Genomic DNA, 15,536 nt, shown 5'->3' with positions numbered 1-15,536 from the left:
ATCTGTTTGTTATTTTGATTGTGTTTTATCCATTTCCTCTTTAACAGCTCTCAAAATTTTACCTTTACTTTCATCATTTAGCACACTCAGATCATTTTCAAATAATCCAACAAAAAATTCAAAATTTCCTCTATCTTCCCTCATAGATGTTAAGAAGCTATATAAGTTATTAATAACAGGTTCAAAGGTTTGTATGTTTTTGTTCATATTAAACGAAAGTTCTTTTTTTATTTCTTCATTTTTTTCTTCCATCTTCTCATACAGATTCATCATCCATTGACTTTCAAAGCCTTTTATCTCATATTCAAACTTGCTTTCTTGGTAATCAGGGTCAGTATCTATGTCTTCTTGTCTCTGAATCCACATTTGTTCAATTTCAGAGGCTCTAACTTCATCCCAATTTACCGCTTGTTCTGCTTCAGCTTCAATCCTTGCGGGTGATTTAATCTGATAAAAGTTGTCTAAAAATTCATCAATCCCACTCTCTGTAAATCCTAAATGCTTCATTATAGCGTAGGCAGTATTATAGTCTAGCTTCTTGATTAACCCCCTTTCTAATTGGGAAATATATGTTTCAGCTTTTCCAATCAAACGTGATAACTCTCTAGATCCAATGCCTCTTTTAGTTCGTAATGCTTTTATGTCTCTTCCAATATTATTAATACTCATTTTTGCCCTCCTTAAAAAATGGAATGAAGTATATGTAAATAATATCATACTACACATGAGCGAGAAAGTGTAATATTGAAAATAAAAAATACTTCACATTTAATTTACATTGTATTATATTGATGCTACAATCAATTCAGTTAGTAAATAGATATGGAAGTATTAATAATCAAATGGGGGGGAGATGAGTGGTATTAGAAGCGAAAGCATTAAGATAAATATGAAAAATTTGTATAAGAATTTTGAATGATAACCATGAAAAAAATAAAAACTGATTCATCAAATTTTAGTACAGTAAATGATTCAAAGAAGACGGAAAAACTAAACAATAGAATTGGAATTAATTTGGAGGATGTTACAAATGTCAAATAGTAAATCAATCTTTGAACTTAAGCAACAATATGAAAACATAAAACAAATTGCATACAATCACATTCAGAACTCTTTCAGTTTCTATAAAATTGCTTATCGAGAACTACTTACTTTTGAATTAAAACTTCACCAAAAATCAAAGATCTATATTAGTAGTTTTATGTGTAATGGTATTGAGTCAATGAAACAAGGGAAAAATACAATTTCTGAGGAAGAACGAAGAATCATTGACGAAACTGATTTTGTTGATCACTACTCAAAATACAATATCTTTGTATGGATTAAACGGTATTATAGACTTCATAAAGAATTATATCGTCAACTATATGAGCATAAGAAGTATTCAAGACATTTGCTCTTTTGCTTGAAAGAATTAAATAATGATTTGCAGCAACATCAGCATGTAATGGTAGTTAAAGAAATTTTTCCATACATTGACTTGATAAGAGAGGATTTATTAACGATAACATCGCTCAAGTTTGAAATATTTGATTGCTATACATTAATTGAACAAATGTTTTTATTTGATCCTATTATGGATATAAATGATTTTCTCAGCTTGATAAACATTAGAAAAGAAAGGGAAACATTAGAAGTTATTAATAGTTTGCCAGAAAAAGTGAGCATTGAGGATTTTGAAAATGCGGTATTTGTAGAAGGAATAGAAGATGACTCAAATTATTATCTGCGTGATTCCATGATTAAGCATATTTTTAAGGTGAGAGACGCTAATCCAACATTAGCAAAAGAAATGGACAAACAAATAGGAATAGATATGATTCCAACAATGTCTGTTAGCTTTGATGATTACGGAGAAGTGAGTGAGATTAAGCAGAATCCACCTAAATTAAAAATAGTTAAATAAAATAGTTCCTTTCATGTATTGGGGGAGAGATGTAGCTCTTATACAACCACATTACGTTTTGTGAAAAAAATTACGTGACGAGAACAAAAATAGCCCGATTTCTGATAGGTGAAAGTAAAGAAACCCCTTAATTTGTAAGGTGGATTTCGATAAGCAAAAACTCATCATTAGAAAAAACACATGTTAAGTAAAATAAATAGTGCCTGCAGCATCACGAGAAAATTTATTTGTGTTGGTTAAGAAGGAGTTACCATTCCTTAAACAATAAAAATAACAATAAAAAATTGGAGGATACAAATTTTGAACAGAATTTAGCATATGGGAAATATAATAAGATGATAAAAGATGAAATTCCAAATGAATTCCCATTCCATTATTGCTATAACGTTAATATTCTCATTAAGGACGACCTTGAAGGTTGCGGTAATCTTGAGTTTAAAATTAACTTAAGTCTAAATAGGGAATCAAAGGCTGAAGATAGCTGGGTTTATCCCTTAGTACTCATGTAGGACTATTTGATAGTATTTGTTGCTACCTAAAATCACTGACATGGCGGTTTTAGGTAGGTTTCGGGGGGGATACGACTTATTTTGAATACTTAATAAGAAAGAAAGAGTTGAACATATTGGATTATTTAAAGAAATGTGAAAGATTAAATGTAGTAGATGCAACATGCGGAAAAGGAAAAACCTCATGGGCAATTCAACATATGAATGAATCGGAATTATCAGAGAAGTTCATTTATATTACTCCGTTTCTAACGGAAGTGCAGCGTGTTAAAGAGTCAGTTACAGGAAGAAAATTCTATGAACCAACCAAAGATGATCAAAATTTAACTAAGTTAAAGAGCTTTAAGCACCTTCTTGAAAAGGGAGCAAACATAGTAGCGACTCACTCATTATTTCTAAATATTGATGATGAGATATTAAAGTTAATCTATCTACAAGATTACACGTTGATCCTTGACGAAGTAATGAATGTTATTGAGCAAGTGCCAATAAAACAAGATGACATTAAAGTATTACTGCAAGCAAAGACGGATAAGGATGAAAACTTTATTACAGTAAAAGAAAATGGTTATGTTAAATGGAATAATAGAGAATATGCTGGTGATAGATTTAGCCACATAAAACATTTAGCGTATACAAACAATCTAATTATCCATAACAATACAGCTATGTATTGGACATTCCCTGCAGCTGCTTTTAAATCATTCAAAAATGTATACATCCTGACCTATATGTTTTATGGTCAATTACAAAGATATTATTTCGATTTATTTAAAGTTAAGTACAAATTTTACTCTGTTGATCTCAATTCGGTCGGTAAGTTTGAGTTAACCTCCTATGTTAAACCTACGAAGGAAAAGGAACTCCCAGTATTAAAGGAAAACATACGTATCTATTACAAGGGACACAAGGATAAGAAGGATTTAAATGCTATTGGAGAGGAGACAGGTTCATTTTCTAGTAGCTGGATTAAGCGCCATTTAGACAAGAAATCAATTCTGAAAATGATTTCAGATAATGCATATAATTTCTACCGCAACAAGTGTGAAGCTAAATCAGATAAAGTGATGTGGACTTGTGTAAAAGAGTTTGAAAAAAAATTAGCAGTTCCTAAAGCAAAGAAACAGTTTGTAGAAGTCACATGCAGGGCTACCAATAATTTTGTTGAAAGGAATACTTTAATTTATTTATCTAACAGATATATGAATCCAGTTACAAAACAATTTTTTAAAAGTCATAATATCAAGGTAGATGAAGATGGTTGGGCTTTATCCGAATTATTGCAGTGGATGTTTAGAAGTAGTATTAGGCAGGGGCAAAAAGTCAATCTTTATATTCCTTCTTCACGTATGAGGGGGATGTTAGAAAAGTACCTCAATGGAGAACCTGTGGCATATTTTGAGGACAAGATTTTTGATGACATAATAAGAAACCAATTCCAGTTACAAAAGGATGCTATAGGGTCGACTTCGGTATTATCAAGTTAGAGTTGCTCCAGAAATCCTTTGTTCTTCAAAAAGGGGTAAATCAAAAATAAAGCTCTTATAAAATAAGTGCTTATAGGGGGTATCCCTTATAATAAAAATATAAAAAAGGGTACAAACATGGTCGGGGAGGAGAGAGTGAGGAACGAACGAGTGACAGGCTGACAAGCCTATAAGTAGTTGTAAAAGAGCCAAAGAAGGCGTTGACCACGCCCGCCACTCCGCTAACGCTACGTGCCTCCTCGGCAGTTGCTCGTTCTTCACTAACGTTCAGAACGGCAACTTATTGATCATTCCCAATCTATTAACAAAATAATGACTCGTATCAAAGAGTAGCAGAAGTTGATTTTAGATTTCTAGGGAATCAAAAAGAACTAATCTAATTGCATATTTCCGAGCTATTAGATGGGTTGCTGAAATGAATAAGTAATTTATAGCAATTACAGGAGTGTCTCACGTTTGAGGCGCTCCCTTTTTCTTATATGGAAGCGGATGATTAAAACATAGAATCGGAAATCACGAATAGATACATATCCTAATAAAACCCGTCTTTTATTTATCCTTTCTAACATGAAAGTAGGTTTTCCCGTCTTTCATAAGCGTTAATATTATTACTACCCACGAAGTGTAATTAGTATGACACTCTATTCCTAAGATAAACTTATCCATTGTTTTAGTAGAAAGTAGCATAGGCGTTGAAACTTCAATTCTTTTTTATACTCATATTCAATTTTGATATGGTATGATTTTCCTATGAGTTTACCAGAAATGAGTTATTTAATCTATTAAAATTCCAAGACATTATAAGAAAATAAGTCCGATAGTTTCATAATAAGTTGAATTTACAATTGGAGGTAAAATCTTGTGAATATAGATAAGTATAATAAAAGCTTTGCATATAAAGAATATGTTAAAGGTAGAGGTAACGAAACCGAATACTATATTCTTACAGCTAAATTTGGAAATGAAAATTACAAGCTTACCTTGTTAAGAAATAATTCAATTCTCTTGGAGAGATATTATGAAGGCTTAACTGCAGCAAAATATGGTGCTTTTGAGTGGCTTCTTAACCATGATTCTTCTATTTTTGAACAGAATAAAGTAACAATGGTCCATTATAAAGATGATAGACCAAATGGAGACCCTTGGGTAAAGGATACAAATATAGAATTACATAAGAATTTGAAGTCATTCTTTAACAAGATTAAACCAGATACAATCACTCAAAAAGATGTAGCGGCAACTCAAGAAATTAGGAAAGAAAAAAATGAAGGGCAGCCTTCCGATACCACTTATGATTTCGTAACAACGCATAATAATAACACTTGGATATTTCAAGGAAATCCTAATGTTTTCGATATTGATAATTACGTAACGAACCATAGATATATTTGGTGGTCATTAAGACAAGAACATTTCTCAGATACTATAGAAATTAATGATGAAGTCTTCTTGTGGAGGTCTGATGGAGGAAAACAAGGGACTGGTGGAATATTAGCAAAAGCTAAAGTAGTAGGACTACATAATGATAGAACAGATGATGAGAATGCTAAAGCTTATTGGCACACAGATGATTGGGAGAATCCTTATTTAGCAGTAAAATTAGAGGTTCTTGAGGTAAGGCTTGAAGCAGGGTTTATTAGTAGGTTGTCGCTTCTTGAGCATCCCGTTTTAAAGGATTTATTTATTCTAAGGCTTAGACAGCAAACTAATTACTTGATACCTCCAGAACATGCAAATGAACTACAGAAGCTATGGACATCAAGTAATAGGAACATACAAAATGAAATAGATTTAAATAATATGGAAAATATTTTTAATTACGAAATGACAAAAACTGAGAAAGAACAAATTATCAAATCTAGGATTGGTCAATCCACTTTTAAAAAGACTCTTTTAGCAGTTGAAAAGAAATGCAGTCTATGTGGTGTCTCAGATGAACGTTTTTTAATAGCCAGCCATATCAAGCCATGGAGTCAATCGAATAATCAAGAACGGTTAGATGTCAATAATGGCTTGCTTCTATGTCCAAATCATGATTCTTTGTTTGATAAAGGTTATATAAGTTTTGATGAGGATGGAACGATTATGATTTCAGATAGTTTAGATACAGCTACAAAGGTTTTCCTTAATATCAATGCAACTATGGATATTAGGATGAATGAGAGTCAGCAGGAGTATATGAAATGGTATCGGGATAATATGTTTAATGACTGATTGAAAAATAATTTTTTCAGCGAGATGGTATACATTTTGTAATAAATTATAGAGAATTTCCATCTTTGTACAAACAGAAGTATATAATAAATGATAAAGAGACAAAGGAGGTAAAATATGGAGCAACAAAAAGAAGAACTATTAAACCAAGTTCAAGAATTTAATGATACATTTGATGAATACTTCAAAGCATTTATGGAGTATTTAAATGGAGGAATAATTAAAGATAGTGAATATGTATTAGGTCATCCTACATTATTTACACTATCAAATAAGCTTCAAGTTTCATATTTACAATTGCCAGAATCTTTACAAAAGAGACTACTAGACTTAGAATTTGATGTGTTTTTACATTGTAACAATCAAATCGATTTTTTTTCATTTAGAACTTTCTTATTAGAAAAACAGCGTTTTCATAAAACATCCACCATTGCCGTAAGAGTAGATTCCGAACTTAATCTAGCAAAAATGCTTATTGAAAGTGATATTTTGGGGGAATATTCCAAGATACCTAAAAGGAATTTCCATTTTTATAGAGGGCAATTACAGCCTATGATTATGGATGAACTAAGATTAGAGATTGAAAAAGACTTGCAAAAACAATTAGAAGATGAAGAAAAAGCTGTTAGTGAATTTGAAAATGATTCAGAAAAAAATAATGATTTTAATAAAGATGAAATTGGCTTTTTTAATGATGCAATAGAAAAGCTTGGGAAAACAGAAGCGATGATTGGTTCAGCAGATGGTATAGTTGGAAAAACACTTAATCTTATCAACACAGTGACGAGCATAGGGAAATTCCTTTGATAATAGGGAGATTACTTTTACATAATCAGAATCAGTTAATACGTTCTACTCAGTAAGTAAATGAAATACAGAGGGTCTAAAGTTAGCTTTGATGAAGAGTAAATAATATTTTGATTTTATTGGGTATAATTACTACAGCATGTTCCATCTAAAATTATTCATACATAACGCCTTATTCTTGTAGCTGGTTGATCTAATGTTTAACCCTTTGCATAATTTTAAGGTAGAATAAAAGTATTTGGATTATATGTTTACAATTATTGGAATATTTTATAATTTTAGCTTTAATGGAATTATTGGAAAATGTTGTATTATTAATATATAATTCCAGAAAATTTAAATCATAATGAAATTATTTTTTTTGAAAGATAGTCCTTAATACGGAAAGGGGAAATAGGAAGTGAATGGACCTATTAATGATTTAGAGGAGACTAGACTTTATCAACTACTAGTTGATAGAGAAGATCGAGAGGAAAAGTTATCGGAAAAAGTAAAATTAATAGTCCGTCATATTGCTCCTCTCTTAGCACGAATACCTGAGAAGATGCCAGAATATACTTTGCACGATGCTACCCACAGTATTAAGGTAATTAGAATAATGGGTAAGATAATTCCAGAGGAAACGCTAGAAAAATTAAATAGTATAGAATTAACTTTGCTTATAATATCAGGCTATCTACATGACATTGGTATGACTTGTTCAACAGAAGAACGTGAAATGATAATAGAATCTAAAGAATTCGAACAGATCGTAAAATTAGACTCTAGATACGAAGAATATCTAAATTACAAGAAAACTGACCACCGAGAGGCAACTTTTATTGAAGACAGTATATTCACAGAATATCTAAGGAAGAATCATGTGAAAAGAAGCGCAGAATTTATAGAGAGATTATTAATTGATGGGAAGTTTGAACTTTCAATTGACGATATTCCTCTTTACAAATATGTTGTCGCTATTTGTAATGGACACGGTGAACCCGTAAAATCATTGTATAATACTAAGATATGGCCACGGGATAAACTAATTAAAGGGGAGTATGTAAACATTCAATACCTCACAATTATTTTAAGGTTAGCAGATATTCTAGACTTAGATCCAGAGAGAACACCAAAGGTAATCTTTGAATTTGTTAACCCGAAGAACACTGTGAGTATTCAAGAATGGCAGAAACATAGATCATTTATCGGATGGGACATAAAGCCCAATAATGTAGTAGTTGAGGCAGAGTGTAACTTTCCAGAAGTAGAGCGAACTCTAAGGTTGTTTCTTCAATGGATTGAACTAGAGAGAAGAGAAAGTATTGAGTTGTTAAGGGGTTATACAGATTCTATCTCGCAAAAATATACTCTACTTCTGACCGAACCTATTACAGCGGATAGAGTTACTTCTGATGGATCATATATTTACAGTGAAGTTAAGTTTGAATTAGATTATAAAAAAGTGATAAATTTATTGATGGGTGAGCGTCTTTATCGTAATCCAATAACAGCATTAAGAGAGCTACTCCAGAATGCCATAGATGCGATAAAGGCAAGACAATACTTGTATCTTAACCGATTTGAGAATTTCATACCAACTGTTTCTATTAAATATAGCGGTAATAAACTAATTATTGAAGATAACGGAATTGGTATGAGTGATAATATTTTTGCCGATTACTTTTTACAAGTTGGAAAGAGCTATTATTCAACAGCAAGGTTTAGAGAAACTGATCTAGGGATTACTAGCGAATTCGGTATAGGTATATTATCAGCATTCATGATTGCAGATTCAATGGTAATTGAAAGTTTGAATGAACCAGAAGACCGTTTTAGCCCTCCTTTACCAATATATTATAAAATTCCTACGGCTCATGGTTATTGTGTAAAGAAGCCTTCTAATCGAGAAACTGTGGGTACTAGAATTGAGTTAATTTTAAAGGAAAACCATCCGTTTACCAATCAGTCAATAATAGAAGTAGTTGAAAAAATTATTCCACATCCACCATTCCCAATTGAAATTACAACTGATGATGGAAGTGTAACTTATAATCAAGATCCAAAGGAAGATAAACTAGTACGATTTGAAGATCATGTAGACACTGGCTTTTTTCATGAAAAGAAGTTTCGGCGCAATAATAATTTCAGTCATTACGTATTTGAAATAGATTCCAATGAACTGTTAAAACTAGGAATTGAAGGTCAGCTATATATAGTAAATGGTTCGGAATATCTTAATTTTGAGGGGAGATTATTTGGAAGTGTATCTCAGCGAAACTTTCAAATTGGATCTCCAAATCATAGTAAAGAAAGTTTTGAAATACTTCCAACTAAAAATATTCAAGACCTTTTTCCAAAATGGACAAACGTTTACTCCAATATTAATCTAATTGAGCAAGGGTGTCTAACTATCACTCCAGACCGTACAGAGGTACTTTTGGATGATAAGTATCAGCAATTAAAGAAAAAAATTGAGAGGTTAATCATTTCTGAATTTAGGAAGCATCTGAATTCTTATATGGATTCTCATTCTTTTGATGAATATTGTGGTTACGTTGATTCCCTGATTGATATTGGGTTTATAGGAGCGCCTACAAAAACTCGGACAATTTCTGAAGAAGCTAAAGAATTCTTCTTTGATATTATTTATTTCCCTACCATTGACTTTAATGGAGGGATTTTACGAAAGCAAGGTAAAGATTTGAATGAATATCGTTACTTAGGTGTAATAGATAGAAATTGGTCAAAAGATTACTTACCTAAATTAGCAGACTATGCATTCAAGGAAAATTTACATATTATCGTGCTTAGTGAATTTTCAAAAAAGATTAATTCTGATATAGCGAATTTAATTAGTCAATTATATGGCACTAGTGAACGTTTTCTCCTTACAGATATAACTCTTGTATCACCTGTTTCTGGTATACATATCAAGGTTTATGATAAGGAGAGAATTCATAAAATTATTGACGATTATGACATAGCAAGTCGTATTACAAGCAGTTTAAATAATGGAGAGAAGGAAATATTGTGTGTTCCTTCTGATAGAGGACGGTTTTATCATAGATTTAATAAGTCTCATCCCTTGATCAGACCACTTTTTAATAATGATGAGTATAAGAATGAAGAAGCTGATGACCTTTTGCAAGAACTTTGTGATGAATTCGATTCCATAATGTCAAATTCAGTAGATAAAATGGACAATTTTGATTTAGAGTGGTTGAAAATACTGAAGAGAGGTAACCATGTAGAGATAGCAAAAGGAGTATTTATTAGAATTCCAGAGGTTTTTAAAGAATTTAATCGAGAATTAGTATCCTTTTGGGGCAAATTGGTGAATATGGATCTTGTCGATGAAAGTGTGCAAATGCCACAAATTGATGTTTGGGATTTTCCTTGGTATTTTAATAGTCAATTGAATTATTTAGATAATTAAGGAGTTAATTTTAAAAATCTCTTTATTTCCCAGTTGGAACTTCTTCAGAGATCTTGGGATAAATGGGATAATAATGAAATATTTTCTCATTATTAGAAGCACTCAAGTCTATTTAGAAAGATACTAATCCTATTGAAAATGAAGTCATAAGGGATAAATTGACCACTGAAAAGTTTGGCATTTTAAGAAAGCATCATAATGATGCGTTGAAATAGGAATGGCTTGATGCCACATCAATGTAATATAAACTAAGTGATGAAAGTGATATTGAACTAGTCATAAAGGTTCTTCTAGAACAAAAAGTAAATAATTTTGATAAGACATCCGAAGATTAGGATGTCTTTTTGTTATAGCATCAAAACTGTAAAAGGAAAAAGTTGTCTCATATAAGTACACCCAATTGGAATAAATTCTTGACCCAGTGTGAATGCCACTCCGTAATGTATCATATACATGTATCATAATTACACAGGAAAGGTGATAGAATATGAAATATGGTTATGGTAGGGTGTCATCAATAGGGCAGAATTTGACGGCACAGATTAATCAATTAAAAGACAATGGTTGTGAAGTGATATTTAAGGAAAAGGTCAGCGGCAGAAAGAAAGATAATCGAGAGGAGTTCAAGAAACTTCTTGAAACAGTCGAAGAAGGTGACACTGTGGTTGTTACAAAGTTAGATCGATTTGCTAGAAGTACAAAGGACGCCTTAAGTACAATTGAGTTACTTAACCAAAAGAATGTTAGTCTTGTTGTCTTAAATATGGGTGGCGATAAGGTCGATACCTCTACTGCAATCGGTAAACTAATGATAACAGTACTAAGTGGTATTGCCGAATTTGAAGCTGACATGATTAAGGAAAGGCAATTGGAAGGCATCGAGTTAGCAAAGCAAAGAGGAGTATATAAAGGAAGACCGAGCAAGTATACCGACAAGCATAAAGGATTACATCATGCTCTGGAGCTTTTCAACAATAGGGACACAAATAAACTGACAGTTAATGAGATATCTGACATAACTAAGATAAGCAGGGCTACCTTATATAGAGCGGTTAAGAAACAATAGCTTTAAGAAGGAATTTGATTTTAACCATGGAATGGAGGAGAGGATGTTGAAGATATTAACATGGAATATAAATAAAGGTGGGTCTTTTCAACGTATTAATAGCATAGCGCAGCAAATAAACAAGCACTCGGCTGATATTGTATTACTTTGTGAATACTGGAGTGGAGAAAAGGGTGAGAACTAAAGAAACAGTTAAGGGAATATGGATATGAATATATCGTTACTAGTAATGGTGAAACAAAACAAAATCACCTACTATTTGCTTCCTGTTACCCATTTGAAGTACTTCCATCTTCCTATCAAAGAGAAAAAAATAAGGAACGGTGGCTTGAGATAAAGTTGACTCAGCAGGACTTGCATATTTTAGGTATACATATCCCTACCAGTAATGGTAAACAAGGAAAACAGGATTTTTGGATAGAAGTGAATGATTTTGCAAGGGAGAATATCAATAATAAAGCAATAATCTTAGGGGATTACAATACAGGTTTGTCAGAAGATGCGCAAGGTGTCCCTTTTTTGGGGGTTGAATCCATGAGAAATTTGCTAGACTTAGGTTGGAAAGACACATGGAGATACACTCATGGTAACTTTAGCGGATATTCATGGTATAGCACAAAGGGTAACGGTTTTCGTATTGATCACGTTTTTGTATCACCTATTTTACATAAAGTGATACTAGAATCATATTTTTCACATCAAGAACGTAGGAACAAAATATCAGACCATTCTGTATTGATCGTGGAACTTGAAATATAAACTTAATCACCTATTCTAAACGTCTACAAAGAAAAGGTGCGGGGCGGTAATTCCCACAAATATGAAGGGGTTCTTCTGACCAACCGACCTCGGTGGGTACAAATCCGCACCACGATTTTTTACGATCCCATCCATACGAATATCTCCTTAAGTAAAAGAGTTTATATAACAAATTTTACACAATGTAGGACTTTACCTTTATAATATTTTAGGGGTGAATAGCTAATGGAAGAATTAAAAGAAAGAGTTTATTGTAGTAGATGCAAAGGAAAAACCAAACATTTAATAATAACGAGTTACAAAGAACATTCAGATATAGATTCTGATTTCCACTGGCATGATAACTATCATGTTGCCCAATGTGCAGGTTGTGATAATAAATCATTTGTTCGTCAATATGGTGATGAAGATACTTGGGAATATATAAAAGGTGAGAGAGAATGGAAAGATATTTTTACGGTTTATCCCGAAGAACCTAAGGAAGAAACCGACGAAGAAAGATGGAAAAGGAAATTCGAGTTGTTGTACTTTATGCCACCGAAATCATTTCGGCATGTTCCACAGAATCTAAATAACCTATATAATCAAACAATTAACGCATATAACTCACAACAAAATATTCTATGTGCTGCAGGACTACGAACAATAATTGAAGGAATTTGTAACGAGTTAAATATTAAAAAGGGGCATATCTATGATAAAGAAGGTTCTAAAAAGTTAAATGAGAAAAATAAAGAAATTTATACTGAGAACCTTGCGGGTAGAATATTTGGTTTATATGAAAATGGACATATAATTTTTACTCACGCTTTATTATTACAAAAAATTAAAAATATAGGTAATAGTGCTGTTCATGATATTGTCGAACCAAGTATTGAAACATTACAACAGACTATAGAAATAATTGATACTATTTTATATAACATATACGAACTTGATAAGCATGATTTATTGAATGAATAATTGTTTCTAAGAATACTAACAAGGGATTCCGAATTATCTGTCGAAGTTAATTAGGCAGAGGGGAGTTAAAATGATAAAGTACAAATATGCAACAAAATATTTCAACCAACATGAACGGGATAGAATATGGAGAACAATAAATTCAAGGAGAGATATTGAAATTAAATTTAATTCTGTAGAGAGTACAATAGAATCAGTAAGTAAGATTCATCCTAAGGATAGAGTATCAGAAGATAGAGAAGAAATGCAGATTGCACTAGGAGAGATTGAGATTTCTCTAAAAAGAATTGAAGTATCACCAGATTTATTTGAATATACTAAAAGTGAAATAGAAGGATTAATAAATAAATATTATGAATTAGATAAAAAACATCAGGATATATACAAGCAAGGGGTAATGTGGCGCTAAACACTCACAATTGTGGGTGTTATTTATTTTAAAATTGAATGGAATTACTTTTGTAATAGCGGGTAGCTAGTTAGTGTGGTTAGTAATAATATAGCCATTGCTAATAAGATATCTTGAATGTGTATGTTACTTTGGGTGTAATTCTGTTAACGACATTAACAATCGAGTTCGCTTGCAATTAACAACCATGCTTGCAATTCATAACCATCAAAAACGGCTGTAAACACTGATATATCCACGTTCTGAAAGAGATAGCTGTTTTATAAATATAAAGTAAGTAATAAACCTGCTAGGACAGTGAGCAATTAAAAGGCTCACTGTTTTTGGTGTTATATATCTTATTAAAATATCGATTTTATTAGAAGAACATTAAAGTGATTTGTGTTAGTCGAGGGGATTGTGAAATTGCAAAAGAATATGAGATTTCTACTATAAATATTACAAATGAACCCATAAGTACTCAAAATTGTTTATAATAGACTAGGACATTTAGATACCTGGGGGGACATTATGCAGAATTGGATTGGCAAGCGACCTACAATGGGTCAAAAATCATTAAAGACAAAGTATGAAAAATTATTACTGCAAGCACAAAATACGCTTTTAACTTCTAATGAAAAAATTCTAAAAGTTATAGAGGCTGAATGTGACAAAAAAAGTGGACGTGAATTAGATGGTGTCTTTGCACTAACAACTGAATCCGTTTTATTTATTTCTAAACGTGAAAACATGACATATAAATATTCACAGATTAGTGATATTGATGTAAGAATAGATGGAAAAGACAAAAATGAATGGCAGCTAACACTTAAAATAGGCCGCTCAAAACGAACTTTCGATGATATTAAAAAAAATGATGATAGCCAAGAATTTATTGAAATTCTTGAACATATGATTGCTAATCAATCTCAAGATATTCTTACAACTGTTACTCATGATTTTGACTATTTTCTACATGCGGAGAGATTAGAAGACTTACGTACCCGTGAAGTTAAAATTACTTCATTTCTTATGAAGCGGGACGATATGGGATTTATAAAAAATGGCGAGAGATTATTGCGAGAAAAGCATAAAAATGCTGAATTAATTGTTGAGGGCTTCTATCAAGATAAACAGAAAAAAGGAAACTTTATTGTAGTAGATAATAATGTACTACTATATCAATACGACAATAAGGAAAGAAGAGCAGAACAAATTAACAAATGGTCTTATACATTCTTTACTAATGCAGTTATTGACCACTTTGCAATTAAAACAGTAATAAACAACGATGAAGGAAAACTAGTACTAAATAGTTCGGGCAAATCTTTTGCCAATATATTATCAAAAGTTAATATCCCTTTTAAATTCAAAAAAAGGAAATGGCATCAAAAAATACTTGGCTTTCGAAGTGGAAAGTGGTGGAAAAAGACTATTGCATCACTTGTTTATTTGTTCACTTTGCTAATCATTATTGCAATAGCTTTTGGAGAAGAACCTAAAGAATCTGACTCTATTAAACCAGCTACTGAAGTATCTGATTCAAAAGAGGAAAAGGTTGAAAAGGAAAAACGTCTAGCAGAGGAAAAAGAAAAGCAAGAAGAAGCTCGTAAACAGGAAGAGAAACGTTTAGCAGAGGAGAAAGAAAAGCAAGAAGAAGCTCGTAAACAAGAAGAGAAACGTTTAGCAGAACAACGTAAAAAAGAAGAGGAAGCTCGTTTAGTAGAAGAAAAACGTCTAGCAGAAGAAGAACAACAACAACAACAAGAACAACAACAACAAGAACAACAACAACAAGAACAACAACAACAGACTAATGTATATTTTAAAAACTGTACTGATGCCCGTGCAGCTGGTGCTGCACCAGTTCATAGAGGCGAACCAGGATACGCAAAACACCTTGACCGTGATGGAGATGGAATTGGTTGTGATAGTTAAAATTTTTGGGAGAAAAAGCTTTAGTTTCGATGAGAAATTTGGATATTATAAAAAAGAATGCTCAGAAAAAGCATTCTTTTT

Annotated in this window: 11 protein-coding genes; 10 read left to right on the top strand and 1 reads right to left on the bottom strand. The window is 32.0% G+C overall.

The features are described from left to right. Positions 1-9 precede the first annotated feature (9 nt). Positions 10-669, bottom strand: a complete 660-nt coding sequence (locus ACIQ0C_RS20605; protein WP_403063363.1) for a helix-turn-helix domain-containing protein — start codon at positions 667-669, stop codon at positions 10-12. 361 nt (positions 670-1,030) lie between these two features. Between ACIQ0C_RS20605 and ACIQ0C_RS20600 the strand changes: the two genes are divergently transcribed. From ACIQ0C_RS20600 to ACIQ0C_RS20555, 10 genes are all read left to right on the top strand, one after another. Beyond that, positions 1,031-1,906: a hypothetical protein gene (locus tag ACIQ0C_RS20600; protein ID WP_403063360.1), complete on the top strand. Its 876-nt coding sequence runs from the start codon at positions 1,031-1,033 to the stop codon at positions 1,904-1,906. Positions 1,907-2,531: 625 nt separating this feature from the next. Further along, positions 2,532-3,902: a hypothetical protein gene (locus ACIQ0C_RS20595; protein WP_403063357.1), complete on the top strand. Its 1,371-nt coding sequence runs from the start codon at positions 2,532-2,534 to the stop codon at positions 3,900-3,902. Positions 3,903-4,763: 861 nt separating this feature from the next. Continuing rightward, on the top strand, positions 4,764-6,116 hold the full coding sequence (locus tag ACIQ0C_RS20590; protein WP_403063355.1) for an HNH endonuclease: 1,353 nt from the start codon (positions 4,764-4,766) through the stop codon (positions 6,114-6,116). A gap of 117 nt (positions 6,117-6,233) precedes the next feature. Then, positions 6,234-6,923 carry a hypothetical protein gene (locus ACIQ0C_RS20585; RefSeq protein ID WP_403063352.1) on the top strand — a complete coding sequence of 230 codons (690 nt, stop codon included), beginning with the start codon at positions 6,234-6,236 and terminating at the stop codon, positions 6,921-6,923. Positions 6,924-7,323: 400 nt separating this feature from the next. After that, entirely contained in the window at positions 7,324-10,341 is a 3,018-nt protein-coding gene (locus tag ACIQ0C_RS20580; RefSeq protein WP_403063349.1) for an HD domain-containing protein, read from the top strand. Between the two features lie 487 nt (positions 10,342-10,828). After that, positions 10,829-11,407, top strand: coding sequence for a recombinase family protein (locus ACIQ0C_RS20575; protein WP_403063346.1), 579 nt, complete (start codon positions 10,829-10,831; stop codon positions 11,405-11,407). A 339-nt stretch (positions 11,408-11,746) separates the two neighbouring features. Further along, complete coding sequence (locus ACIQ0C_RS20570) at positions 11,747-12,166, top strand: endonuclease/exonuclease/phosphatase family protein (protein WP_403063343.1); 420 nt, start codon at positions 11,747-11,749, stop codon at positions 12,164-12,166. 225 nt (positions 12,167-12,391) lie between these two features. After that, a complete protein-coding gene (locus tag ACIQ0C_RS20565; protein ID WP_403063340.1) occupies positions 12,392-13,129 on the top strand; it encodes a DUF4145 domain-containing protein in 738 nt (245 codons plus the stop codon). Between the two features lie 70 nt (positions 13,130-13,199). Continuing rightward, complete coding sequence (locus ACIQ0C_RS20560) at positions 13,200-13,538, top strand: hypothetical protein (protein ID WP_403063337.1); 339 nt, start codon at positions 13,200-13,202, stop codon at positions 13,536-13,538. Positions 13,539-14,048: 510 nt separating this feature from the next. Continuing rightward, positions 14,049-15,455, top strand: coding sequence for an excalibur calcium-binding domain-containing protein (locus ACIQ0C_RS20555; RefSeq protein ID WP_403063334.1), 1,407 nt, complete (start codon positions 14,049-14,051; stop codon positions 15,453-15,455). Positions 15,456-15,536: the final 81 nt, after the last annotated feature.

Origin of the sequence: Peribacillus sp. NPDC096448, assembly GCF_044762675.1 — a bacterium.
Taxonomy (GTDB): Bacteria; Bacillota; Bacilli; order Bacillales; family DSM-1321; genus Peribacillus; species Peribacillus frigoritolerans_B.
Note: the sequence above shows the minus strand (reverse complement) of the source record. Positions and strands in the feature narration are given on the sequence as shown.